Consider the following 23,086-nt stretch of genomic DNA (forward strand, 5'->3'; position numbering starts at 1 on the left):
TGCAACCCGCAATTCACGAAACGTGTATCTATGACATTTCGCGATTTCCGACTGGTCGCAAACCCCTGACCTGCACTTTTATCCTCGGACGTGGCCCAGAAGGGCAATTAGCTGCGGAACGCAGGTCTTGAGCGCCCTCTCGACGTCCGGACATCAGGCGCGACTGGGCCTTCCGGCCGCGATCGCCGTCGCGCGCGCGGTGCGTGGGTCGAACTCCGGGTCGGAGCGACTGCAGACGGGGCCGGGCATCTACCTGCTCGACTACGTGGAGTCCGAGAGGATCCCCGAAGGGTGGTCCACATCGGGCGACGTGACCGCGTTGCGCTCGAGTCTGGTCCGGCCACCGGGTATCCGGTATCGCATCCGTTTCCGGAAGCCGGCCGCCGAGACCCAGTCTTGGGCCACCGTGCCCTTCGACGCTCCGACCGGCAGGTACGTCGTGAAGTGGGACGTCCAGGCACCGGACATGAGCGCGGCACGGCTCTCGCTGCTCGACGAGAACGACGTCGAGCTCGCGCACGTGACCCTCGACAGGCTGATGATCACATTCGGGACGAACGGCACCGATGCGACCCAGGAGGGCCACTACTCGAACCAGTGGAACCGTGTATTCCTCGATGTCCTGCCCGATGGGACCGTCGCAGCGTCATCTGGCGGGGACGCCGTCGCCGACTACGCACGCCTCGGACCTGCCCTCCCGTTCGCGGGGAAGGTCGCGAAGATACGTATCAGCACGGCGGGCACGATGCCGGGGGCGTCGTACACCCAGGCCCTTCTGTGCTTCGAGCCCAAGATCGTGGCCATCGGGGACTCGCTGACCTTCGGGCACATCGAGGACATGGCGCCCTACTCCACCTGGGACTTCACGAACGATATCGCTTACCAGGCCAGCATGCGGCTGAACCCGCCGAGCTTCGTGATGAACCGCGGCATCGGTGGCATGACCTCGGCGGAGCTGAGGAAGCGTTTCGAGACCGACGTGCTCGTGCTCGACCCCAAGGTCGTCATCATCGAGTGCGGTGTCGCGGCGATCATCCGGGGCGAGCACGCCGACACCATCATCGAGAACGTGCGCGCGGTGCTCGATGCCGCCCGCAAAGCCGGGATACGCATCGTCCTGTGCGAGGCGACGCCGGCTAGCGTCTTCCAGGACGCGGACCCCGGCAACGCCGACAAACACGCGTACAACGCCTGGGTGCGAGCACAAGAGGGGCAGGGGGTGTCGGTGGCGCACACGCACGACGCATTCGCGTTCCGTCCGGACGGCAACGTCGGGAAGCCCTGGTACTACACCGACGGTATCCACCACACGAAAGCCGGAACCGCGCTGTTCGGCAGACTCGTCGCCGCCGCGGTGATGGGCACCGAGCAGGGCCAGAACCTGGCCCGCAGGGTACACCGCCCGCACTGACGTCGGCAGATCCGCTCAGACCGCCGAGACCGCGCAACGGCGGACGGTCAGGAACGGAAGAACTATGATGGTATATTGGACGCGCAGATGCTGCGGCGGCAGAGATGTTGCCCCACAGAGAAGGAGAAAGAGTATTCGTGAGCGTTAAGCAGAGAATACTAACAGTTGCTAGCAGACTTCTCATGAGAACTATCAGTATCGTCGGCGGGAACAGAGCTACACAGATATCCGCGTATTTGGCGGAGAATCTGTCGCCATATGTCACTCAGAAGACCGACCATGGCCAAATAGTGTTCTTCTGTCCTGGGAAGTTGCCTGAATGGCGTGCGCGAACCCTTCTTACGAAAGAACCCGAGACGATAGAATGGATAGGCACGTTCAAAGACGACGACGTCTTGTGGGACATCGGTGCGAATGTCGGTGCTTATTCTCTGTACGCAGCGACATTGGGACACCCTGTCTTGTCATTCGAACCTTCGCCAAGTAACTATTACTTGCTGAGCAGGAATATTGAGATCAACAGGCTGGACAACAAGGTATCTGCCTACTGCATAGCCTTCAATGACACAACGAAACTGGATGTCTTCTTCATGGCGAACACAGAACTCGGTGGAGCACTGAACAGCTTCGGCGAGGCGACTGATTGGCAAGGCAACCCATTTACTGCGTCATTGAAGCAAGCAATGGTGGGTTTTGGTGTAGATGATTTCATTGAACAATTCGGCCCTCCATTCCCAAATCACATCAAGCTGGATGTCGATGGGATAGAAGACAAGATCGTAAGAGGTTCCAGGCGCACACTTGCCGATAGTCGACTCAAGTCAGTTCTCATAGAACTACATACCGAGAGACGACAGTACTACCAAGAAGTAACGGCATTGTTTGAACGTTCGGGATTGAGGCTCCAAGAGCGGAAGCATGTTCCTGAGTCTGATGAAGGCGAATTCTCCAACGTATACAACCACATTTTCGTCAGACCAGAATGACAATGATAGGCCGTTCACGATGTGATGTCCTCGTGACACCTTCGGAGTAGGCCTCAGCCCGAGAACAACCGCGCGTAATCGACGACCGGGTGGTCGAGGCCGAGGCTAGCGCGCACAGCAGCGGGATCGACGGCCAGGTCGGCGGCACGCTCGATATCCGCCGCCTCGAACGATCCCGCATCCACTACGAGCGCGCCGCTCACACCCTCCACGTCGACGTACCGAACATACCGCTCGTCGGTGAGTTGCACGACCGGTCTGCCGAGCAGCAGTGCTTCCTCGAGCACGGTCGTACCCATACCGAGAACGACTGCCGCATCGGAGAGGTCGTCGCTCAAGGGCACGCCGCGCGAGACCTCGACGCGCCCCTCGCGCTCCCACGACGCGAGCCGACGGCGGTCGGCGCGCGAGACGTCGGCGAAGGGATGGAGACGCACCCGTACCGGCAGGCGGGAGCCGTCACGCACCAACCGCGCGACGGCGGCCAACAGGGTGTCGTTCTCGAAGCGGGCGAGAGCGCCGGCGGCGAGAACGCAGCGACCGGGCGCCACGAGCGGTTCGGCCGCCTTCCACCCCACGTAGCGGCCGGAGCAGCCGGGCGGGAAGCGCGTCGCGGTCAGGGCGGGACGCAGAAGCTCCGCCACGCGCTCGTCGAATGCGAAGAGGACGTCGGGGACGGCGAGACCCGCCTCGAGTTCCTCGCGCTGCGGGAAATACCACCGCTTCCCTTCCGTCACCGCGGCGTGCTGGACCGCCCGCCGCTCCAGGCCTCGCGCGGCTGCGACGCGCCACACGACCCGCGCGTACGGGTGCATCTCGTGGATGCAGCCCACCGCGGTCGCCGTGCGTGCATCGAGGTGGTCGTCGAGCGCGCGGTCGAGGTAGCGGTCGTGGAGCCATGCGAGGCCGAAGGACCACGCTTCCCACGTCGAGTGGAGCCAAACACGTTCGCGCGCCGTGCCTCCGGCCTCCCGCAGCGCGCGAGCGCCTGCCGCCGCAAGGCGAGACGCGATCCGAAGCTTCTCGCCGAAGCCCATCGGGCGCACGGGAGTCGCGCCGCTCGCGAGCCGGTCGGTGGTCCCGAATACGAAGACGGCGTCGTCCGATACGGTCGGGACGTACGGCGTGACGAAGACACCGTCGCGCTCCTCACCGCAGATGGCGGTCGCGACGAGCAGCTTCCCCGATTGCGAGCCGTAGGCCTTCCACGCGAACCGCCGATGCGTGGTGAGCAGCCGAACGAAGCCCTTCGCCGACTCCACGAGCTGCGCCGCAAGGACGGCGCGCGTGACGCGCCGCGGTTCGAGACGGCGAAGACCCTCGTGCCACAGCAGCGAGAGGTCGGGGCTTCGCACCGCGAGCGGGGATGCGAAGGCGAGCGTCGCAAGGTCTTCGGGCAGCTCGCGGGCGGCAGCTGCGACGAAGCGCGCGGCGGCGGCCTCGAAGCCGTCGTCGGCGATCGTCGCAAGGACTCCCACGTCGCCCCTCCTACCCGGCGCCGAGGGCGTCGAGGCAGTTCAGGACCGCCTCGACCTCCATGCGGAGCCGCGACTCGTGAGTGAGCGTCGCGACGTGAGGCGTGCAGACGACGTTCTCGAGCTCGAGGAGGCGCCCCGTGTACGGCTCGGCCGAGAAGACGTCGAGACCCGCTCCGGCGACTCGCCCGCTCGCGAGCGCGTCGTAGAGCGCGTCCTCGTCGACGTAGGCGCCTCGCGCCATGTTCACGAAGTACGCCCCGGGCCTCATAGCCGCGAACTCGGCGGCGCCGAGCCGGAACGGCACGTCCTTGGGCGCAGCGACGTGCACGCTCACAACATCGGCCGCGGCGAGAAGCTTCCCGAGGTCGCAGACGCCGACGCCGACGCGGCCCGCCCAGTCCGCATCGCACATCGGGTCGGCGCCGACGACCTCGGCGCCCACGGCGGCGAAGAGCTCCGCGACGCGGCGGCCGATGCGACCGAGACCGACGACGCCCACGGTCTTACCCGCGAGCAGGTTGCCTGTGTGCTTCTCCCAGCGGCCCGCCTTCATCGCGGCGGTCTGCACGGTGAGGCGGCGCATCAGGTCGAGAACGACGGCGAGCGTCATCTCGGCGACCGGCTGCACCACGACGTCGGGCGTGTTGCGCACGGCCACACCGCGCTCGCGCGCCGCATCGAGGTCGACGTTGTCGACGCCGACGCCGCACCGGCTCACGACTCTAAGCTCGGGAAGCGCCTCGAGGACCTCGCGGGTGTAGGGCTCGACGCCCGCGACGATCCCCGCGCAGTCGCGACCGAGCTCGACGATCTCCTCGGGCACGAGACGGCGCTTGTACTGGTTGAGCACGAACGGGCGTCCACTCGCCTCGAGCTCGTCGAGGGGACGGCGGCCGCTCTCGCAGAACGTTCCGAGGGCGATGAGTACCTTCTCGCTCACGGGCGGATCCTTTCCCATAGGGCTGCCTGTTCGGGATCGTCACGCAAGGCTCGCTCGACCGGCGGTATGTCGTCCTCACGGTCGACTCCGAGGGTGGGGCGGTCGAAGACGACGGCGCGTATCGAGCGGCCGTGCTCGAGGATGCGCAGGAAGTCGACGGACTCGGCGATCTCGAGCGGGGTCGGCTCGAGGGCGGAGAACTCGCGCAGGAACGCCGTCGTGAAGGCGGAGATCCCGGTCTGGCGGAACATCGGCGCGCCGGCGCGCACCCGCATGAACGGGATGGGCGCCCTGGAGAAGTACATGATCCGGCCGGCCTCGTCGAGCACGGCTTTCACGATGTCCTGGTCGAGCAGGTCGGCCTCGTCGTGGATGACGGAGACGAGATTCGTGCACGCCACCGCCGGGTCGGCGAGGATGGGCGCGACGAGCGGCTCGATGACACCGGGGTCGAAGAGCGGCTCGTCTCCCTGGACGATGACGATCACGCCGGCGTCGATGGACGCGGAAGCCTCCTCCACGCGGTCGGTGCAGCGCTCGTGCGTGTCGGCGGTCATGACGGCGCGGCCGCCGAAGCCCGACACGACCGCGACGATCGCCTCGTCGCACGTCGCGACGACGACCTCGTCGACGACGGGAGAGAGCGCGACGCGACGGCGCACGTGCTCGACCATCGGCAGGCCGGCGATGAGCGCGAGCGGCTTGCCCGGGAAGCGCGAGGCCCCCATGCGGGCCGGGATCACGGCGGCTATGCGCGGACGGCTCATGCGGGCATCACTCCGCAGTCGACGTGGAGGGACTGTCCGGTGATCGCGGAGGCGGCGGGCGATGCGAGGAAGACGACCGCGGCGCCCACTTCGGCCGCGCTCGGGAGACGCTTGAGGGCGGTCTGGTCGGCGGCGAACGCCGCGAGGTAGGCGCCGACGTCCCCTCCGCCGGCCGGCGAATGCGGGCCCTCGAGAGCCTCCATGAGCCCGTCCGTGTCCACGTAGACAGGACAGACCGCGTTGACGCGCACGCCCCCGGGCCCGAGTTCCTTGGCGAGCGACTGGGTGACGCCGGTGACGCCGAACTTGCTAGCGCAGTAGACGGAGTTGTTCGCGCTGCCGCGCCGCCCGGCGATGGACGAGACGTTCACGATCGCGCCGCCTGCGTCGAGACGCCCGGCGGCGACCTTGCACCCAAAGAAAGTGCCCTTGAGGTTGGTGTCGAGCATCTCGTCCCAGAACGTCTCGTCGACGTCCTCGACCCGGCGCCAGGCGGAGAAGCCCGCGCAGTTCACCCAGACGTCGAGCCGCCCCGTCCACTCGAGCGCGGCGTCGGCGAGCGCGGCAAGGTCGGCCTCCGAGCGGACGTCGCACCGCGCGAACCGCACGGCTTCGCCGAGGTCCTCCTCGAGGTGCGTGTCGGTGCGCGCGCCCACGAGCACGCGATCGCCCGCCGCCACGAACGCGCGGACGATGCCGGCCCCGATGCCCCGGTTGCCGCCGGTCACCACGACCGTGCGCGGCAAGAGAGTCTCCTGTGTCATCGCCGTCCCCTTCAGATCGTCATGCACGTGAAGCCGCCGTCGACCGTGATCTCGGCGCCGGTGACGAACGCGGACGCGTCGCTCGCGAGCCATATCACGGCGCCGACGAGCTCCTCCGGACGTCCGTAGCGTCCCATCGGCGTGTGCCCGAGGATCGCCGCCTCGCGATCGGCGTCGATGAAGTTCTTCATCGACCACTCCGTCGGGAAGAAGCCGGGCTGCAGCGCGTTCACCCGCACGCCCTTCTTGCCCCATTCGCGTCCGAGATTCTGCGTGAGGTTGCGGATCCCGGCCTTCGCGACCGAGTAGGCGAACGCCTTCGACAGCGGCGGACCGGCGGACGCCGACGACATGTTGACGATCGAGCCGCTCCCCCGCTCGACCATGTGCTTCCCGAAGACCTGGCACCCCAGCATCGTGCCGGTGGAGTGCGAGTCGACGATCGCGCGCCACTCGTCGACCTCGATGTCGAAGAACGGCGTCGGCGCGTTGATGCCCGCGCCGTTCACGAGGACGTCGACGCGGCCGAACGCCTCGAGCACGCTCGCGAGCGCCGACTCGTGACTCGCCTTGTCGACGACGTCGATGGGGATCGCGAGCGCCTCGCCACCGGCGTCCGCGATCTGCGCGGCGACCGCCGTTGCCTTGGCGGGGTCCTTGTCCAGCACCGCGACCTTCGCTCCGGCCCGCGCGAAGGCGCGCGCCATCTCCCCGCACAGGTGGCCGCCGCCGCCGATGACGGCCGCGGCCTTGCCTTCGAGGCTGAACAGCGTCCCGACGTACTCGTTCACCGCAGGCATGGATCAGTCACTACCCCTCGAGTTCGGGCTCAACCGCAAGTCGGGTCAGCCGATGGACGTGATCTCCGTCGAAGTAGTTGACGAACGGAATCCGAAGCCCGAGGACACGCGGCCCTCGCGCTGAATTATGTGGAGCTAGATAGTACCGGTGCCAGGGGCAGACACCATCAATCAGATCGGTATCAGTCTCCGACCAAGAGTACGACGCAAAATCGGAGACCTCACCGCCCGGCATCTCCTTGCGAACGCGATTGCAGCAGTAGAAGAGATTCTCAGTATCGACATTGCGACGCAGGAAATCGAAGTAGTCCCGCACCGTCTTCGGTGCCATTTCCTGCATCGACGCGATGTTCGTCACCAACTGAATGCCCCCCCCCGCGGCCAATCCGCTAAGCGTTCTGCGGGACAGTAGACGAAATCGACACCAGAGACATCTTCAACCTCGGTGTCGCCGAAGAGCACATGTGCGGCACCTGGGAACGCCCGACCAAGATGATGGGCCTGGAACAGCAACGTTTTGCCTAGGTCCACGAGACAAACCGTCGTATCGGACCAAACTTCCTTGATGAGGGCCGAGAGGAAGCCGTAGCCATCGCCGATACTCAGCGCGATCGTCGGTCCTGACGGCCAAGGAGCGCGCGAGCGTATCAGGCTGAATGCACAAACCTGCCGGAAGATGTCGTACGAGAAGATGAGTCCCATCCGGTCGGCGAGTCTGCGCGCTTGTCTCATGAGCTCACCAGACGGGCGATATTCTGCAGGCAAGCCCCCTTGATAACTCATGATGGTCATCGCGGACAAGAGTCGCGACGCCAGTGAGAGGTCGCATGCATCCCCAAAGCCGAAACCGACCAGCTGAGGTCGCTCGCCTTCGTCGAGAGTGACACGAGTCCGCTGGTGCATGAGACTCCAGTGCGAGGAGGTCACTCTGGCGGAGGGGTCCCCCTCCGCGAAGTACGTCGCATACAGCCTCCGTGTGATGTCTTCAGGTCCCATCTCGATCACTCCCCTCATTGTCGACAACCTGGTGCTTGCCTCCCACCGCGCGCAGCCAGGTGCCGTCCGCGTCGCGGCGCGAAGCGCCGAAGTACGAATCGAAGAATGCCGCCGACACGCGGGCGGGCAGCAGGCGTCTCAGCCCGTAGAGGCGCTCGACGGCGCGGACCTTGAGCGTGCGCCGCGCGCCGTTGATCGGCGACTTCACGTACGCCCGCCCGAACCCCTCGCACGCGAGCACTTCCAGACCGGCGCGCGCGAGAAGCCGCGAGAGTCCCTCGCGGCTGAAGAAGACGAGGTGCGGGAAGACGTCCGCCTTGAAGCGGTGATCGCCGTTCGGGACGTCGATGAGGACTAGCCCGTCTTCGCCGAGCTTCGAAGCGACGAGCGTCAGAAGCGCGAGCGGTTGCGCGACGTGCTCGAGGACGTTCGAGAGCACGACGAGGTCGAAGGCGCCCTCGGCGTCGGCGGCGTCGGCGCAGCCGCGCAGCGCGCAGGCCGAAGCGAGACGCGGCCACGCGGCCTCCAGCGACGAGAGCATCGCCGAGTCGGGCTCGGCGGCCCAGTACTCGACGCAGCGCACGGAAGCGCCCTGAGCGGCGGCGACGCCGAGGAAGCCGTGTCCGGCTCCCACGTCGAGCACGCGCGCACCGTCACGACCGTTCGCGGCGAGGAACGGCTCTACGAACGCCCATCGCGCGCGCGCGAGCGCCACGTGCCCCGGGTGCAGGTGCGGCCTCAGGTCGACGACATCGACCGGCTTCCAGTAGCCGCCCTCACCGTAGAGAGCGGCGGTCTGCTCGTCGGAGATCGGCGGGACGGCGACTCCCGTGCCGCACTCCGCGCAGACCGCGACCTCGCTAGGCAGACCGGGCGCGTCCTCGGAGCCGGATGCCGGGTACGGCAGACGCGGTCCGCTCTCGCGCCAGGGCTCGCCGCACGCGGGGCAGGACGCGGGCGCGCCGCCGGAGTCGAGGAACGCCGAGACGCCGCGCATGTCGGCGAAGACCGGCACGCCCTCGCCGAGCGGCTTGCCGCTGTCGCGACCGACGAAGGGGATGCCCGCCTTCTCGGCGAACGCGCGGTCCTCGGGCGTGTCGCCGACGAAGACCGCGTCGGCGGCGCTCACACCTTCCCGCGCGAGGATGTCGGCGAACGCGTCGGTCTTCACCCACGGCGTCGCGTAGACCTCGCGGAAGAAACCGGCGGCCTCGCGGGCCTCGAGGATGCGCGCGAGCTCGCCGGCGGGATTCACGGAGACGAGGTAGAGCGGCACACGCGCCGACCACTCCCGCAGGAACTCGAGCGCTCCGTCGACCCACGGGCAGGCGACGATCGCCTCGGTCACGCACGCCGAGAACTCGGCCGCCAGGCGCTCCTCCGTCTCGGGCGTGTACGGCTCGCCGAGGATATCCTCTGCGATGTGGCGGAACTTCTCGAAGCGGATCACCGCGTTGTTCGCGAGGTGGTACCGCTCGATCTCGGGCCACTCGGGCAGGTGCGCGTAGAGGGAGGCGAAGGCGCGGTCCTTGATGCCCACCGAGTCGACGAGCGTCCCGTCGAAATCGAGGATGACGACCTTCGGCGTCATGCCCGGGTGGAGGCGACGACGCCGCGCATGCGCTCGGCCCACTTCCACAGGAGGAAGACGTCGGAGGAGAGCACGACGAACGTGTAGCCCTCGTCGAAGGCGGCGGCGACCGACGCTTCGTCGGGGTCGACTATCTGGGTGCCGCACGCCTTGCCGGCGCGCCGGCACGCCTCGACCACCGCGGCGCCGGCCTCGCGCACCTTCGGGTGGTCGAGCTGCCCGGGGACTCCGAGCGAACCGGAGATGTCGTAGGGGCCGATCATCGCGCCGTCGACGGCGTCGTTCGCGAGGATAGCGTCTACGTTGGCGACACCGGTGACCGACTCGATCTGAACCAGAAGCGACCCCGCGCCGTTCCACGCGGCCGCATAGGCGTCGAAATCGAAGCCGTACCCCTGGGCGCGCGAGACGCCGAAGCTGCGCCGCCCGATCGGCGGGTACGTCGACCAAGCCACGAGGTCCGCGGCCTGCTCGGGAGTGTCGACCATCGGCACGATGAGACCGTCGGCGCCCGAGTCGAGGAAGCGCTTCATCGCCTCGGGGTTGTGAGAGGCGATGCGCGGAAGGCACAGCGTCCCTCCGGCCTGCGCGGCGGCGATCACGCACTGCGCCTGCTCGTGCGAGATCGTCCCGTGCTCGACGTCGATACCGACGAAGTCGACACCGGCGCGGGCAAAGATCTCGGTGATCGACGGGTGCGCCAGCGACGTCCACGCAGCGAGCGTGCGCTCGCGCCCGCGCAGGCGCGCCTTGAGCGCGCGGCGACGGGCGTTAAGCGAGTCGAGGTCGCTCTGGCCGCTCACAGCAGCTTCTCGCATTCCGCGGCGTCGCGCAGGAACATCTGCACCGTCTCCTTCGAGTACGGGTGCACGATCATCCCCTCCACCAGCGAGGGTACCACCGTGACGATGTGCGCGCCCGCGTGCAGCCACTCGATGATGTTGAGCACCTCGCGCGTCGATCCGACGATGATCCTGGAGTCGAGCTCGAAGTCGTCGATGAGGTCGCGGAGCTTGCGGATCTCCTCGCGCGGGTCGTAACCCATGTTCGCGACGCGGCCGCCGAAGATGGAGACATAGGTCGCGCCGGCGAGCGCGGCGAGGAAGCACTGCTGGGCGCTCATCATCGCGGTCACGTTCACGCGGATGTCGTGGACCGTCTCGAGCTCGTGGACGACCTCGAGGTTGTCGAGCTCGCCGTTCGGACCGTGGATGGTGATCTTCACGTTCACGTTCGGCGCGAGCGCGGCGATCTCCTGCGCCTGCGAGATCATCCCGGCGCGGTCGTTGGTGGTGACCTCCACCGACAGCGGCAGGGGCGCGATGAGCTTCGCGATCTCGACCGTGCGCTCTTGCACGGCGGCCATGCCGCCGGTCACGCCGCACTTCAGCAGGATCGTCGGGTTCGTCGTGACCCCGCGAACGATCCCCATGCGGTGGAACTGCTCGATCTCGGCGATGTTACCCGTGTCGAGGAAGATAGCCATGGCCTTCTCTCCTTACTCGCCGGTCTCGCCGGCCGCGGTCGATTCCCACTTGTTGCCGTGCGCCATCACCCTCGGGTCGGAGACGATGAGATGCCAGACGACCCCCGCGAACGCCTCCGCGTGCGGGGTCACCGTCGCCGGGTCGAGCGTCGGGACTATCACGCAAGCGTCCGCCACCTTCGCGGTGTGGCCGCCGTCGCGCCCGACGACGCCGATCACACGCGCGCCGACCCACTTAGCGTGGTCGAGCGCGCGCACGAGGTTCGCGCTGATGCCGCGCTTCGCGTCTCCCCCGCCGACGGAGAAGACGAGCACCGCGTCGTCCGCACGCAGGCGGCTCGTCTTCAGCCACTCGACGAAGACCGTCTCCCAGCCCTCGTCGTTGGTGCGAGCGGTGAGCTCGGAGACGTTGTCGACGGGAGTGTACGTCTCGATCCCGGCCAGCTTGCGGAAGTCGTTCACCGCGTGCGAGCACGAGCCGGCGCTCCCGCCGACGCCGAGGAGGAAGAGACGCCCGCCGCGCTCGCGCACGTCGAGCACGATGGCGATCATGCGCTCGATGGCGTCGCGGTCGAGAAGCCGGCAGATCTCGGCGGCCTGCTCGAGGTAGTCGTCGGCGTAGGACATGCCCATCTCCTTCTTCAGACCGTGGTGAGGACGACGCGGCCGTAACTGCTGAGCAGCTCGGACTGGAGGAAGCGCTGGAAATCGCGGCGCGTGTGCTCTTCGCGCGAGAGCAGGTAGCGGGCCCAGCGCGGAACGGGCAGCGAGGGGTCGCGCTCGAGGGCGGCCGCGACGATCTCGACGTCGAGGATGCCCGGCGTCGAGAACTCGATGGGCTCGAACCCGTGACGGGCTGTAAGCGTCTTCAGACCGTCGACCGAGAAGACGTTGAGGCGGTCGGGCGGGAAGATGTTGTCGGCGCGGTCCCAGAGCATCTGCAGGTCGAATCCGGACACGAGGATCGCGGTGACGAAGGCGAGCCCGCGCTCGCCCAGCATCGCGCGCGCCCGTGCGAAGAGCGCGTCGACGTCGGACGTGCGGTCGGCGACCTCGAAGAGCGTGACGACGTCGGCGCGCTCGAAGAGCGCGTCGCGGACGACGCGGTCGAACAGCCCCTCGGCCGCGATCTCGTCGATGTAGGTCGACTGCGCGGTGCCGATGTCGGCGCACAGCTTCGCGCCGGGCAGATGCTCGCGCGTCGAGTCGACGACCCACTCGCCTCTAGGTTTGACGATCTTCTCGCGCCGCGCCGCGCCGGAACCGGGCGCCAGCTCCTCGCGCCAGAAACGGCGGGCGGAGGACTCACGGTCGTAGCGATCGAGGCCCGAGTCGCACGGGCGCGGCGTCACGTAGAGCGTGCCGCACGAGGCGCACTCCGCGTACGTGAGGCCGAACTTCTCGAAGGTGGAGGCGACGTCCGGGCTCAGACACGCGGGGCAGGGCACGCGGAGCGCGGCGGCCGGTACGAGCATCTCCCGCACGTCCCGCTCGGTCAGCTCGACGTACTCGCGCAGGAGCGCGGGCGGCTTGAGGTCCTTCTCGCTGTAGTCGTCGAAGATGACGATGTTCTTCATCGTGCGGCCTCCCGCGGTCCGGCGTGCGCGTCCGCGTACGCCGCCTCGACGATCTCCATCACGCGCAGCGCGTCGAGAGACGAGCTGACAGCGACCGGCCGGTCCTCGAGCACGCACGCCGCGAACTCCGCGACCTCGAGGTCCCACGACTGGTCGCGGTCGAAGTACGTGACCTCCTCGGCCGGATTGCCGACCGCCTCGGCCTCGTCCTCGAACTGGCGCTTGCCGACGACGATGCGCTCGCGCCCGTAGCTTCCCGACTTCGAGAGCAGGCCGTCGACGACGAGGTAGCCCTCCTCGAGTATGACGTCGAGGCGGAACGTGTGCTTCCACAGCGTCGCGGACGAGTGCAGCATGGCCGAGCGCCCGGAGTCCGAATGGAGGACGACGTATGCGTTGTCCTCGATGTCGAAGCCCCAGAACGTGTTGTCGACGAAGCACTTCACGCGCTCGAAGTCGCCGCCGACGTAGCGGAAGAGGTCGAGCATGTGGATCCCCTGGTCGAGCAGGATCCCGCCTCCGGAGACGTCCTTGTCGTTGCGCCACGACGCCTTGAAGCCCACGCCACCCGACTTGCCGTAGACGCCGCGCAGCCCGATGACGCGGCCCATGCGGCCGGAGTCGACGATGACCTTCGCCTTGATGATGCCGGGGTGGAAACGGTGGTTGAAGCCGAACATCAGCTTGACGCCGGGCGAGGCGGCTTCCGCCTCGCGGATGCGCTCGATGTCGCTCACGCTGCGCCCCGGCGGCTTCTCGCAGAAGACGTGCGCCCCGGCGGCCATGGCCTCGACGCATGCGTCGGGCGAGAAGCGGTTCGGCGTGCAGACGAAGACTGCGTCCACACCCGAAGCGAGAAGGTCGCCGAGTGACGAGAACGCGGGCACGTCGCCGGCGCGCGCCCGGACCGCGGCGTCCGGCTCGACGACCCCGGCGAGCTCGAGGTCGGGCGAGCGGTCGACGACCGCGCGGCGGATCTCACCCATGTATCCGTAGCCGACGATGCCGGCCCGCAACACGCGCCCCACGACCTGCGTCACCTCATCTCGACCCGACTGTTCGGTTATTGAACATTCTACCGGCGCGCGGAAGGCGATGTCAAAGGCGCCCATGCGCGCGAGCCTACCCGCGCCACCTTGTCCGCTCCCCATGCGCCGGCGTATCGCTCGGCGGCCCGCTCGAGGACGGACTCGCGCGGCATGCCTTCGCGGAATCCGTCGAGGAGCCACGCCAGGTACGTGCCCATGCGCTCGGCCGCCCTCCCGTCGCGGAACGGGTCGAGCTCGGGCAACAGCGGCGACCAGTCCCCGAACCCCGGTGTCCCGCCTGGGACGCGAAGGTGCTCCTCGAGCGCGGCCCACAACTCGGGCCAGTCCGGGAAGGCGACCGTGCCGTCGAGAGCGTGCAGGCGGCTCCCCGGCCATCCCTCGCGATCCAGCAACAGCGTCGGAACGCCGACGAGCGCCGCCTCGAAGCCGGCGGTAGCGGCACACAGGTGCCCGTGTATCGCGATGTCCGCCGCGAGAGCGGCGATCGCGGGCGGATACGAGCCGTGCATCGCGCCGCGCTCTAGCACGAGGCAGCGCCCGGTCGCGATCGCGGCTTCGAGGAGTTCCGCGACCGGCCCGAGACGGCGTCTCAGCGTCCCCGGGACCTTCGGCTTGAGCACTAGCCCGAGCGTCGGGTCGGCCAGCAGACGCCCGAGGATGAACTCGTAGTTCACGCGCATGAAGCTGTCGCCCGTGTGCCACCGATCGTCCGCGGCGGAGTTCTCGTCGAAGAAGGCGAGGACGCGCGATGCCCCGGCGGCGAGCACGCGCTCGCGCAGCTTCGCGGCCGGCGCCTTCAACAGCGGGAACCGATGGTCGCCAACGTAGCCGGTCACCACGAGGTACGGGATCTCGGAGCCCTGCCGCGCCTCGATGTCGAAGGACTGCGGGGCGAAACAGAACGCCACGTCGGCGCCGATGGCCTGCTCGGGCGAGGGGAACTCCTCGAGGGCCCGCTGGTAGATCGCGGTGGCTCCTCCGGCGGCCTCCATCGCGTCGGCTATGACGCAGTGGTCGGCGACGTACTTGAACCACGAGACGTAGAGCTTCGACCCGGTGCTCGTGAAGAGGTCGTACCAGCGGTCGTGCTCCGCCCTGTACTGGGCGACCTCCTGCTCGAGCCACCGGCCACGCGGATCGCGCGAGCCGCGGGACACGGGGGAAGCGACGGGGCCGTCCTCCACGCGCCGCCAGTGATAGAAGACCGGCGCCTCGGGAGCGGTGCGCGCGCGAGGGGTGAGCGCGATCGCCGACATCCCGTGACCCGCGATCTCCGCCCACTTCGCGGGGTCGAGGGGATCGCCGGGGGTGTTGAAGGTCAGCAGCACGTCTTCTCCGCGCAGCTCCTCGGAGCGCTGCCAGAAGAAGGCGTCGCAGTAGAGTTCCGGCCGGTCGAGGTTGAGCTGGCCGTAGTACTCGACGGCGAGCTTCGGCTCCCCTTGGGACGGAACCGCGGACCTGCGTCGCATGGAGCGCAGCGTCCCGGCGACGCCCTGGTCGGCGATGGAGTCCCAGACCGATCGCGCCTGCAGGAAGCGCGTGCCGAAGACGCGGCGCACGACGTTCTTCGCGCCGCCTCGCGAGACCCTCGCGGGGACGACGCGCACGCTCCAATGCGCACCGTACGCCTCCACCTGCGGCTGCCAGGTGCTCCGGTTGATGAAGAGGACGGTCTCGGCGCCTTCGAGACCTTCGACCCGGCGCTTCCAGACGACGACCTGCGTGAGGTAGAGCGCGCGCCACACCGTGGTGGCGTTGAAGAAGTCGAACGCCGCGAGGCGCTTCGTGAGGAAGAGCGGGAGCCGGCCCGTGGTGGAGGGATCGCGCAGCACCCGCTCGAACGCGGGATCGCGCAGTATCTCGTCCGAGACCTCGCCGTAGTCGCTGTAGGCGGTGCGCAGCCGGATCAGTCTCCCCTGCTCGTCGCGCACGTCGACCATCCGGAAGTGGAACGGCTCGACCGACGCGCCGGCCAGGCGCGCCGTCGCCCGAGCGAGAGCGAGACCGCTTCCGGAGGCGTCGATGTAGCGCAGGACCGGCCGGCCGTCCGTCCGGCGCGCACGAGCGAGGAAGGGCAGGAGGACGCGGAGCCATGCGCCCGCGGTGAGGGTCTCGACGACGTAGAGCGCGGGCGGTGTCTCAGGCATATCTTCAGGCGACCTTCGTCTTGAAGACCAGCTTCACGACGTCGCCGGGGAGGCCTTCCGCGCGCACACCCGGCTCGTGCGCTTCTCCGGGGAAGAAGACGACGAACGAGCCGGCCTCCGCCAGGATCGTCGACACCCGCTCGGGCGCCCGGCATGCGAAGAAGCCGCAGTCGCCGGCGTCGTCCCAGAGCTTGAGCGGCGCGAGCGTCTCGGCAGACACGACGCGCATGATCTCGGCGCCCGAGACGACCACCTGGATGTCGGCATAGCGGCGGTGCGTCTCGAAGCCGTTCGTGCCCGGCTCCCAGGGGGCATAGCGCAGCACGCGCACGAAGAGGTCGCCGCCATCGATGACGTGCTCGCCGCTCGTGAGCGACGCCACGTCGGTCGCGGCCAGGTACTCGGCCACGCGCTGCGCGCGCGGGACGTTCGGGTACGCCGTGAGGCGGTCGATGCGGTCGAAGATCAAGAACGCCCTACCCTTCGGGATAGACGTGCGGGACGAGGTCGCGACTCACCACAAGTCGCACCGCGGGCTCGTCGCCGGCCGCGGTGATGCAGGGCACCCGGTCCTTGCGCATGAAGAGCGGCGACGCGCTCATGCGGAGACACCCCGAGCCAAATTTCGAGCAGAGAAGCCCCGCGGCGCGCGCGTTGACCCGCATTCCGCGTACCTGCTAGTGTTCGTGGCGGCGTTGCCGCTGTCCCAAACACCGAGCGGAAAAGGGTCGCCTTGTGCCTGTGCCTGTGCCTTACTCGCTGAAGCGCGCTATCCGCTCCGCCAGTCGGCGGATGATCGAGAAGTTCGTGCCTATCCCCAAGACCCATTGGGAGACGATCGCCGAGTACGTGTGCGCGGAGGCCGTCGAGGGCGACTACCTCGAGTTCGGGGTCTTCCGCGGCGGATCCTTCATCTCCGCGTACCACGCTCTCGAGGACGCGATCGCCGACTGGTCGTCGGAACGACGCAACGCGTGCGCCTACTCTGGCGATGCGAGACTGGGTGCCCCGGCCCCCCTCGTCAAGACAGGCGCCCGCTACTTCGCGTTCGACTCCTTCGAGGGACTGCCCGACGTCTCGGGCGTCGACGCTGGCAACTCCAGGTTCACCAAGGGTCGCTACAACTGCAGCGAGGAGGAGTTCCGAGCGATACTCTCCCGCTACGGAGTCGACCTCGATAAAGTCACCACCGTCCCAGGCTGGTACGACGATTCGCTCACGGACGAGATCAAGCAGCGGCATGGACTGACGGCGGCGGCTGTCGTCATGGTCGACTGCGACCTGTACGAGTCGACGCGACCGGTGCTGGCTTTCATCACCGATCTGGTCGTCGATGGGACCGTGATCGTTTTCGACGACTGGTTCAACTACCGCGGCAACCCCCTCAAGGGCGAGCGCCGCGCCGTTGCGGAGTGGCTGGCGGCCAACCCGCGGTTCCAGCTGACCGACTATCACATGGGCGGGTCGACGCAGAAGAGCTTCATCCTCAACATCGTGGAGCCCGCCGACAACGAGTGACGCGACGCGTGGCATACGACCGATGAGGCATTCCCGTATCACTGCCCTACCCTTCCGGATAGACGTGGGGGACGAGGTCCTTGCTCACCGCGAGGCGCACCGCGGGCTCGTCTCCGACCGCGGTGATGCAGTGCACCCGGCCCTTGCGCATGAAGACGACGTCGCCGGGGCGCACGATGCGTTCGGTCCCCTCGATCTCCCAGCGCCACGTGCCCTTCACGATGTACCACCACTCGTTCCACTCCGGGTGGTAGTGGAGCCGGTTGCCCTCGCCCGGGAGCTGCGAGATCAGCGTCGCGCTGTTGTTCTCGGTGTTCACGACGCGCCGGCACCAGGACCGGTCGTCGTCCGCCTCCTCGATGATCTCGAAGACGTTCACGCACTCGAGGTTCTCGTGGTCGAAGTCCTCGACGAGAACGCCGTCGCGCTTCAGTATCGCCGGGACCTCGCACTCGGAGACGAGATCGGGCTCCCAGAACCGCGGCTCGAGGCGCGTCGGGTCCGCGCGGTACGCGAGCGCGACCTCGGCGAGGTGGAAGTCCTCCTCGTTGTCGATGTCGATGGTGGCCAGGCCCTTGACGACGTGGTATCCGATGCGGCTCGACCCGCCGTGGTACGCGCAGCCGAGCTCGGCCATGTCCCGCTTCCAGGAGTCGTACGTCCACGCCATCAGCACGGTCGCGTAGGACTGGACGGGAGTCATCGTCTGCGACGACCTGTGCGGCTCCAGCGTCGAGAAGTTGACCGGCTCGCCTTCGAAGACGCACGCGATGCGGTGGTCCTCGACCGAGACGAGCGTCTCGAAGCCCTCGCGCACCATGCGCTCGACGAACTCCCGGATCTCCTCGGGCGTTATCAGAGGAGACGTCGGGAGGAGCTGCACGAGGACGTCGGCCTCGACGTTGCGCACGAAGTCGTCGGCGAAGGCGTCGTTGATCGCGGCGTTCGACGCGAGGTCGGCGGGTCGCTTGTAGAACCGCACTCCCCAACGCGCGGCGACGTCGGCGAAGACATCGGCCTCGCTGTTGACGTACACCTCGTCGAAGACGCCCGAGTCCTTCGCGGCCTCGATCGCCCACGCGATGAGCGGCTTGCCCGCGAGCAGGCGCAGGTTCTTGCGAGGCACCCGCTGGCTGCCGAGACGCGCCGGTATCATCGCGACGATCCGCTTGCCGTCGATCATGGGGTCGTCCTCTCCGGATAGCCCCCGACGAAGTCGTCCCAGGCGCGGGCGACCTCGTCGGGGGTGAGGTCGTCGGCCTTGAGCATCTCCCCGACGCCGCAGGCGAGGATCATGGTGAGCCCTTCCCCGACGCGCTTCTTGTCCCTGCGCATGTAGCGCACGATCTCGCCGGCCGGCACGCGGGCGACGTCGAACCGCGGGTAATGCGGCCGAAGCAGCGCCTCGAACTCCTCGTAGGTCTCGCGCGACATGAGCCCGCGGCGCATCGAGACGAGGTCGGCGACGCCCATCCCGACGAGGACCGCCTCGCCGTGGCTGACGCCGAAGTCGCTCGCGCTCTCGAGCGCGTGACCTACGCAGTGCCCGTAGTTCAGGAGGTTGCGCCGTCCGGTGTCGAACTCGTCGCCCTCGAAGTACGAGCGCTTGACCTCGAGCGTCGAGCGCACGACCTCCGGCAGCATCAGCGAGCGACGCAGGTCCGGCTCGGCGAGGTAGGCGCGCAGCAGGGCGTAGCCGCGCTCGTCCGACATGAGGTGGAACTTCACGATCTCGCCGAGGCCGGAACCGAAGTAGGCGTCGGTGAGCGTCTCGCAGAACGCCGGGTCGACGAAGATGCGGTCCGGCGGGTAGAACGTGCCGATGAGGTTCTTCGCGTCGCCGAAGTTGATCGACGTCTTCGAGCCGATGCACGAGTCGGCCTGAGCGAGCAGCGTCGTCGGGAAGAAGACCCACGGGATGCCGCGGTAGAGGGTGCTCGCGACGAAGCCGCTGACGTCCTGGAGGATGCCGCCGCCGAACGTCACGAGCACGTCGTTGCGACGGAAACCGGCGTCGACGAGCCACCGGTAGGGCTCGGCCAGCGCCGCGTACTCCTTGTTCGTCTCGAGCGCCGGGATCACCAGCATCGGATCGACTCCGACGAATGTCTCGAGGCGGTCGCGGTAGAGACGATGGACGTTGCCGTCGACGAAGAAGAAGAGCCGCTTGCCCGGCCACGGCGCCATGAGGCGCTCGCGCGATTCGAGAGACCCCGCGACGACCTCGAGCGCGTAGTCCTTGACCTTCGATGTGATGAGCATCTCGCCGCTCACGCAGCCGTCACCCCGCCGTCGACGGTCACGGTCTGACCCGTGACGTAGGTGTTCAGTCCCGAGCACAGGAAGAGCGCGACCGAAGCGATCTCGGCGGGCTGGGCGAGGCGGTCGAGCGGGACGGCACGACGCAGATCCTCGCGCTGCTCGGCCGTGAGCGTGCGCTGCGCCATGTCGGTCGCGGTGTACCCGGGGCACAGCGCGTTCACGAGGACGCCGTATGGCGCGAGATCGAGCGCGGCGGCGCGCGTGAGGCCGACGAGCCCGGCCTTCGCCGCGGCGTAGGCCGCGCCTCCCGGGCGCGAGACGAACGCGGCGATCGACGCGACGTTGAGGACGCGGCCCGAGCCGCGCTCGCGCATCTCCCGCGCGACGGCGGCGGTCAGGCGCGCGGGACCCTCGAGGTCGACGGCGATGACGCGGCGCCACGTTTCGAGGTCGAGGTCGTCGATGGGGCGCGGGGCGTGTATGCCCGCGTTGTTGACGAGCACGTCGAACGGGCCGATGTCCGGCAGCGCGCCGAGGAACGCGGCCGCGCACGCCTCGTCGAGCCAGTCGAGCCGGGCGTACGAGCAACCCTCGCGATGCGCGACCCACTCCGGCGCGTCGGCGCCAGTACCCGTCACGACCACCGTCGTGCCGCGCTCGAGGAAGGCCTCGGCGATGGCCCTGCCGATGCCGCGCGTCCCGCCCGTGACGAGCGCGCGCGTCCCGCGATAGTCGATGCGCAGGCTCATCTGGCGACGTACCCCCCGTCGACCACGAGCGACGTGCCGGTCATGTAGGTGTTGAGGTCGCTGACGAGGAACGCGCACGCCGCGGCGATCTCCTGCGGCGCCGCGAAGCGGCCCAGCGGGATGCGCGAGGTCATCTCCTCGGCATCGGCGTCGGTCAGTATCGAGGCGGTGAGGTCGGTCATCGTCGGCCCGGGGCAGACGGCGTTCACGAGGATGCCGTGCCCAGCGAGGTCGAGCGCCGCTGCGCGCACGAGCCCGAGCAGCCCCGTCTTGCTCGCCGAGTACGCGTCGCGCATCTCGCGCGAGACGAAGCTGAAGATCGAGCCGAGCATGAGCACGCGCCCTCCGCGTCCAGCGCGCTCCATGACGCGCGCGGCGGAGCGGGTGACGAGCATCGCGCCGGTGAGGTTGACGTCGAGCACGCGGCGCCAATGCGCCTCGTCGATAGCGTCGATGGGCTCGATGATGTTGATGCCGGCGTTGTTGACGAGGATGTCGAGCCGCTCCCAGGTCTCGAGCTCCGCGCAGAAACGCTCGGTGTCGGCAGCGTCGGCGAGGTCGAGGGGCAGGTAGCGCCCGTCCGGCGCGCCCTCGGGGCGCTCGGCGGCGGTGCCGGTGTACGCCACGTCCGCGCCGGCCTCCGCGAGCGCGACGACGAGCGCGGCGCCGATACCGCGCGTGCCGCCGGTGACGAGGGCCGTCTTGCCGTCGAACCTCACGCGCTCACCGACTTCGTCATCCGGCCCGCCTCGTAAGTCGCCTCGACGAGGCGGAGCACCTTGCCTGAGTCCAAGAGCTCCTCGATGTCGCGGCACCCCGGCACGCCCCCGACCGTGGCGCGCTTGTCATCGCTGTACTGACCACGCGGCGACAGATCCCCCGATGTAGCCGTGTCCGACGACGCCTGCTGTGAGCGATCCGGGCATCTATGCACTGCCCTCGCAACTTGGGTGGTCCGGCGGGCTGCAATACAAGCGCCCTCGCCGGGATCGAAGTTGTTCATTTGATGAACAGTATAGCAGGCTTCCGCAGGTAGCAGAAGCACTTGGACGTCGCATGACAAGCACAGTGTGAAGGTCCTGCCCCATCCGAATCGGCAGCTGGGGCCCCGAAGAAAAGACGCACCGGTGGGACGACTCAGACGGGCTTCGGTGGCGATGTCCCGGCCTCCCCCGCCGACCCATGGCTGACCGATCGCTCACGTCGACGCACGAGGAGAACGATGGCCACACAAGCCGCCATACCGCACAGGCCTAGGAGCGACCCGAAGAAGACACTGTTGCGATAGAGGGGTGACACGGGCAGATCAAGCAGACTTGCTCGCATGGTCAGCTGTACAACCCTATCACTGGGTCTCCACACACTCTCCGTCGCCGCGACACGCCACACGATGGAGTGGGACAGCAGCGAGCTGGCCAGGACGATCGGCACAAGCCAACGGAGTAGGGTTCGCCACTTTGGCACGACGCCCACGGTCAGTCCGGATAGTCCGTGGGTAGCGGGCAGCAGGATCAACAGCAGCGGCACGATGATGAGCCTGCTTGGGACGCGGTCAAACACGGGCACGGGCAGGATGAGCCGCACCGCCCTGAACACCGCAAGATAGATCGGCCCCATGCTCATCGCCAGCAACACTGCGCCGACCGCCATCAGACGACCATACGGCCCCCTGAGCCAGCGATCCGAATCCTCACGAAGTGCCCAGACCAGGCCGACGACGATGACCAGAAGACCGAAAAGGCCGACGTACACGTCCAAGTCCCAGTAGCTACCAGCACCGTAGTGGGCATTGTTCACCACCGTAAGGCTCTCTGCAAGACTGGACAGCCAGGCCTCTGGCGTCCAGAACGGGAGTACCCCATGGAGATATGCACCGTATCCCCCGCCTGGAACACGCACGGCAGAAGAGTAGCCGCTAGCCAGCCATACGGGTATCAGACGTCCGGCTGATGCGATGACCGAGAGACCGAAGGAAACGGCGAAAGGCCTGAAAGCCTTGGGGGCGACAATAGCGCAGACCGCAATCAACTCGAGCATGTGGAAGTACTGGTGGACGCTTCCCTGGTAGATGACGGCAGCCGTGAGAAGGGCCAGCAGCGCCGCATGCATCCATTGCGCCCTGTCGTTGGCCTGAGCGGACTTCAACACGCGCCACGCCATAAGAAGAACCGCGGGCCACAAGAAGAAGCCGACGCACATAAGGGAGCCCGCAGCCATCTGGGCGGTGAAGTAGCCGCCCGCCGTGAACACCAGTGCGGCCAGGATGAACGCATAGTCGTCAAGCTCCGCCTCGTCCATCAACGCGCGAAGACCGAGCAGCCCTAGAACGTACAGACCCACTGTCTGTATCCCGATGAAAGCCTTCGTCGACACGAACAACAGCAGGAAAGCCTGTGGCGAGAACAGACACTGCGGCATGGCCATGAGGCTGCTGCTCCCCGTCCAGAAGCCGTGGATCAGCTCCTCTGGGGCGAAAGCGACGTGCCATGGCAGGGTCCCATGCCGCAACGCCAACCGGATGGATTCGATCATCTGGTGGGAGTAGAACCAATCGAACGCAACGTA

The 23,086-nt window shown here is 67.7% G+C and carries 24 protein-coding genes; 3 read left to right on the forward strand and 21 right to left on the reverse strand.

Features of this window, described 5'->3' with window-relative positions; all coding sequences use genetic code 11:
- The first annotated feature begins 127 nt into the window (after positions 1-127).
- Together WC971_04310 and WC971_04315 are read left to right on the forward strand one after the other, a co-directional pair.
- Entirely contained in the window at positions 128-1,411 is a 1,284-nt protein-coding gene (locus WC971_04310; protein ID MFA5844037.1) for a GDSL-type esterase/lipase family protein, read from the forward strand.
- A gap of 137 nt (positions 1,412-1,548) precedes the next feature.
- Positions 1,549-2,397: an FkbM family methyltransferase gene (locus tag WC971_04315; protein ID MFA5844038.1), complete on the forward strand. Its 849-nt coding sequence runs from the start codon at positions 1,549-1,551 to the stop codon at positions 2,395-2,397.
- 53 nt (positions 2,398-2,450) lie between these two features.
- Here WC971_04315 and WC971_04320 read toward each other — a convergent pair whose 3' ends face one another.
- From WC971_04320 to WC971_04395, 16 genes are all read right to left on the reverse strand, one after another.
- Entirely contained in the window at positions 2,451-3,875 is a 1,425-nt protein-coding gene (locus tag WC971_04320) for a hypothetical protein (GenBank protein MFA5844039.1), read from the reverse strand.
- A 10-nt stretch (positions 3,876-3,885) separates the two neighbouring features.
- Positions 3,886-4,815 (reverse strand): phosphoglycerate dehydrogenase, encoded by a 930-nt coding sequence (locus WC971_04325; GenBank protein ID MFA5844040.1) that lies wholly within the window; start codon positions 4,813-4,815, stop codon positions 3,886-3,888.
- On the reverse strand, positions 4,812-5,582 hold the full coding sequence (gene kdsB / locus WC971_04330; protein MFA5844041.1) for a 3-deoxy-manno-octulosonate cytidylyltransferase: 771 nt from the start codon (positions 5,580-5,582) through the stop codon (positions 4,812-4,814). Before kdsB ends, WC971_04325 begins: the two co-directional genes overlap by 4 nt.
- Positions 5,579-6,328, reverse strand: coding sequence for an SDR family oxidoreductase (locus WC971_04335; GenBank protein ID MFA5844042.1), 750 nt, complete (start codon positions 6,326-6,328; stop codon positions 5,579-5,581). The genes kdsB and WC971_04335 overlap by 4 nt, the downstream gene beginning before the upstream one ends.
- A gap of 29 nt (positions 6,329-6,357) precedes the next feature.
- Positions 6,358-7,146, reverse strand: coding sequence for an SDR family oxidoreductase (locus tag WC971_04340; protein MFA5844043.1), 789 nt, complete (start codon positions 7,144-7,146; stop codon positions 6,358-6,360).
- 10 nt (positions 7,147-7,156) lie between these two features.
- Entirely contained in the window at positions 7,157-7,504 is a 348-nt protein-coding gene (locus WC971_04345; GenBank protein MFA5844044.1) for a hypothetical protein, read from the reverse strand.
- Complete coding sequence (locus WC971_04350) at positions 7,501-7,848, reverse strand: hypothetical protein (protein MFA5844045.1); 348 nt, start codon at positions 7,846-7,848, stop codon at positions 7,501-7,503. Before WC971_04350 ends, WC971_04345 begins: the two co-directional genes overlap by 4 nt.
- A gap of 283 nt (positions 7,849-8,131) precedes the next feature.
- The gene (locus WC971_04355) at positions 8,132-9,733 is read right to left on the reverse strand and encodes a methyltransferase domain-containing protein (protein MFA5844046.1); all 1,602 of its coding nucleotides are present in this window, start codon (positions 9,731-9,733) and stop codon (positions 8,132-8,134) included.
- Positions 9,730-10,536: an aldolase/citrate lyase family protein gene (locus WC971_04360; protein ID MFA5844047.1), complete on the reverse strand. Its 807-nt coding sequence runs from the start codon at positions 10,534-10,536 to the stop codon at positions 9,730-9,732. The genes WC971_04355 and WC971_04360 overlap by 4 nt, the downstream gene beginning before the upstream one ends.
- Positions 10,533-11,219 (reverse strand): transaldolase family protein, encoded by a 687-nt coding sequence (locus tag WC971_04365; protein ID MFA5844048.1) that lies wholly within the window; start codon positions 11,217-11,219, stop codon positions 10,533-10,535. Before WC971_04365 ends, WC971_04360 begins: the two co-directional genes overlap by 4 nt.
- A 12-nt stretch (positions 11,220-11,231) precedes the next feature.
- Positions 11,232-11,846, reverse strand: coding sequence for an SIS domain-containing protein (locus WC971_04370; protein ID MFA5844049.1), 615 nt, complete (start codon positions 11,844-11,846; stop codon positions 11,232-11,234).
- A gap of 14 nt (positions 11,847-11,860) precedes the next feature.
- A complete protein-coding gene (locus WC971_04375; protein ID MFA5844050.1) occupies positions 11,861-12,796 on the reverse strand; it encodes a methyltransferase domain-containing protein in 936 nt (311 codons plus the stop codon).
- The gene (locus WC971_04380; GenBank protein MFA5844051.1) at positions 12,793-13,908 is read right to left on the reverse strand and encodes a Gfo/Idh/MocA family oxidoreductase; all 1,116 of its coding nucleotides are present in this window, start codon (positions 13,906-13,908) and stop codon (positions 12,793-12,795) included. Before WC971_04380 ends, WC971_04375 begins: the two co-directional genes overlap by 4 nt.
- Positions 13,872-15,992, reverse strand: a complete 2,121-nt coding sequence (locus WC971_04385) for a hypothetical protein (protein ID MFA5844052.1) — start codon at positions 15,990-15,992, stop codon at positions 13,872-13,874. The genes WC971_04380 and WC971_04385 overlap by 37 nt, the downstream gene beginning before the upstream one ends.
- A 4-nt stretch (positions 15,993-15,996) precedes the next feature.
- On the reverse strand, positions 15,997-16,461 hold the full coding sequence (locus tag WC971_04390) for a YhcH/YjgK/YiaL family protein (protein ID MFA5844053.1): 465 nt from the start codon (positions 16,459-16,461) through the stop codon (positions 15,997-15,999).
- A 7-nt stretch (positions 16,462-16,468) separates the two neighbouring features.
- A complete protein-coding gene (locus WC971_04395; protein ID MFA5844054.1) occupies positions 16,469-16,594 on the reverse strand; it encodes a hypothetical protein in 126 nt (41 codons plus the stop codon).
- Positions 16,595-16,784: 190 nt separating this feature from the next.
- On the opposite strand from WC971_04395, the gene WC971_04400 reads away from it, so the two are divergent.
- A complete protein-coding gene (locus WC971_04400) occupies positions 16,785-17,510 on the forward strand; it encodes a TylF/MycF/NovP-related O-methyltransferase (GenBank protein ID MFA5844055.1) in 726 nt (241 codons plus the stop codon).
- Between the two features lie 46 nt (positions 17,511-17,556).
- Here WC971_04400 and WC971_04405 read toward each other — a convergent pair whose 3' ends face one another.
- From WC971_04405 to WC971_04425, 5 genes are all read right to left on the reverse strand, one after another.
- Complete coding sequence (locus WC971_04405; protein MFA5844056.1) at positions 17,557-18,693, reverse strand: cupin domain-containing protein; 1,137 nt, start codon at positions 18,691-18,693, stop codon at positions 17,557-17,559.
- Positions 18,690-19,784 (reverse strand): 3-dehydroquinate synthase family protein, encoded by a 1,095-nt coding sequence (locus WC971_04410; protein ID MFA5844057.1) that lies wholly within the window; start codon positions 19,782-19,784, stop codon positions 18,690-18,692. Before WC971_04410 ends, WC971_04405 begins: the two co-directional genes overlap by 4 nt.
- Positions 19,781-20,521, reverse strand: a complete 741-nt coding sequence (locus WC971_04415) for an SDR family oxidoreductase (protein MFA5844058.1) — start codon at positions 20,519-20,521, stop codon at positions 19,781-19,783. Before WC971_04415 ends, WC971_04410 begins: the two co-directional genes overlap by 4 nt.
- Entirely contained in the window at positions 20,518-21,240 is a 723-nt protein-coding gene (locus WC971_04420; protein MFA5844059.1) for an SDR family NAD(P)-dependent oxidoreductase, read from the reverse strand. The genes WC971_04415 and WC971_04420 overlap by 4 nt, the downstream gene beginning before the upstream one ends.
- A gap of 418 nt (positions 21,241-21,658) precedes the next feature.
- A complete protein-coding gene (locus WC971_04425) occupies positions 21,659-23,053 on the reverse strand; it encodes a hypothetical protein (protein MFA5844060.1) in 1,395 nt (464 codons plus the stop codon).
- Positions 23,054-23,086: the final 33 nt, after the last annotated feature.

This window comes from Coriobacteriia bacterium, assembly GCA_041658765.1.
Lineage (GTDB): Bacteria > Actinomycetota > Coriobacteriia > Anaerosomatales > JBAZZO01 > JBAZZO01.

Bases quoted from the DNA above. Each gene is read 5' to 3' on its own strand.
- WC971_04425 (MFA5844060.1), bottom strand. From the start codon at position 23,053: ATGATCGAATCCATCCGGTTGGCGTTGCGGCATGGGACCCTGCCATGG.
- WC971_04415 (MFA5844058.1), bottom strand. From the start codon at position 20,521: ATGAGCCTGCGCATCGACTATCGCGGGACGCGCGCGCTCGTCACGGGC.
- WC971_04355 (MFA5844046.1), bottom strand. From the start codon at position 9,733: ATGACGCCGAAGGTCGTCATCCTCGATTTCGACGGGACGCTCGTCGAC.
- WC971_04365 (MFA5844048.1), bottom strand. From the start codon at position 11,219: ATGGCTATCTTCCTCGACACGGGTAACATCGCCGAGATCGAGCAGTTC.
- WC971_04395 (MFA5844054.1), bottom strand. From the start codon at position 16,594: ATGAGCGCGTCGCCGCTCTTCATGCGCAAGGACCGGGTGCCCTGCATC.
- WC971_04375 (MFA5844050.1), bottom strand. From the start codon at position 12,796: ATGAAGAACATCGTCATCTTCGACGACTACAGCGAGAAGGACCTCAAG.
- WC971_04400 (MFA5844055.1), top strand. From the start codon at position 16,785: ATGATCGAGAAGTTCGTGCCTATCCCCAAGACCCATTGGGAGACGATC.
- WC971_04370 (MFA5844049.1), bottom strand. From the start codon at position 11,846: ATGTCCTACGCCGACGACTACCTCGAGCAGGCCGCCGAGATCTGCCGG.
- kdsB (MFA5844041.1), bottom strand. From the start codon at position 5,582: ATGAGCCGTCCGCGCATAGCCGCCGTGATCCCGGCCCGCATGGGGGCC.
- WC971_04340 (MFA5844043.1), bottom strand. From the start codon at position 7,146: ATGCCTGCGGTGAACGAGTACGTCGGGACGCTGTTCAGCCTCGAAGGC.
- WC971_04380 (MFA5844051.1), bottom strand. From the start codon at position 13,908: ATGGGCGCCTTTGACATCGCCTTCCGCGCGCCGGTAGAATGTTCAATA.
- WC971_04350 (MFA5844045.1), bottom strand. From the start codon at position 7,848: ATGGGACTCATCTTCTCGTACGACATCTTCCGGCAGGTTTGTGCATTC.
- WC971_04385 (MFA5844052.1), bottom strand. From the start codon at position 15,992: ATGCCTGAGACACCGCCCGCGCTCTACGTCGTCGAGACCCTCACCGCG.
- WC971_04405 (MFA5844056.1), bottom strand. From the start codon at position 18,693: ATGATCGACGGCAAGCGGATCGTCGCGATGATACCGGCGCGTCTCGGC.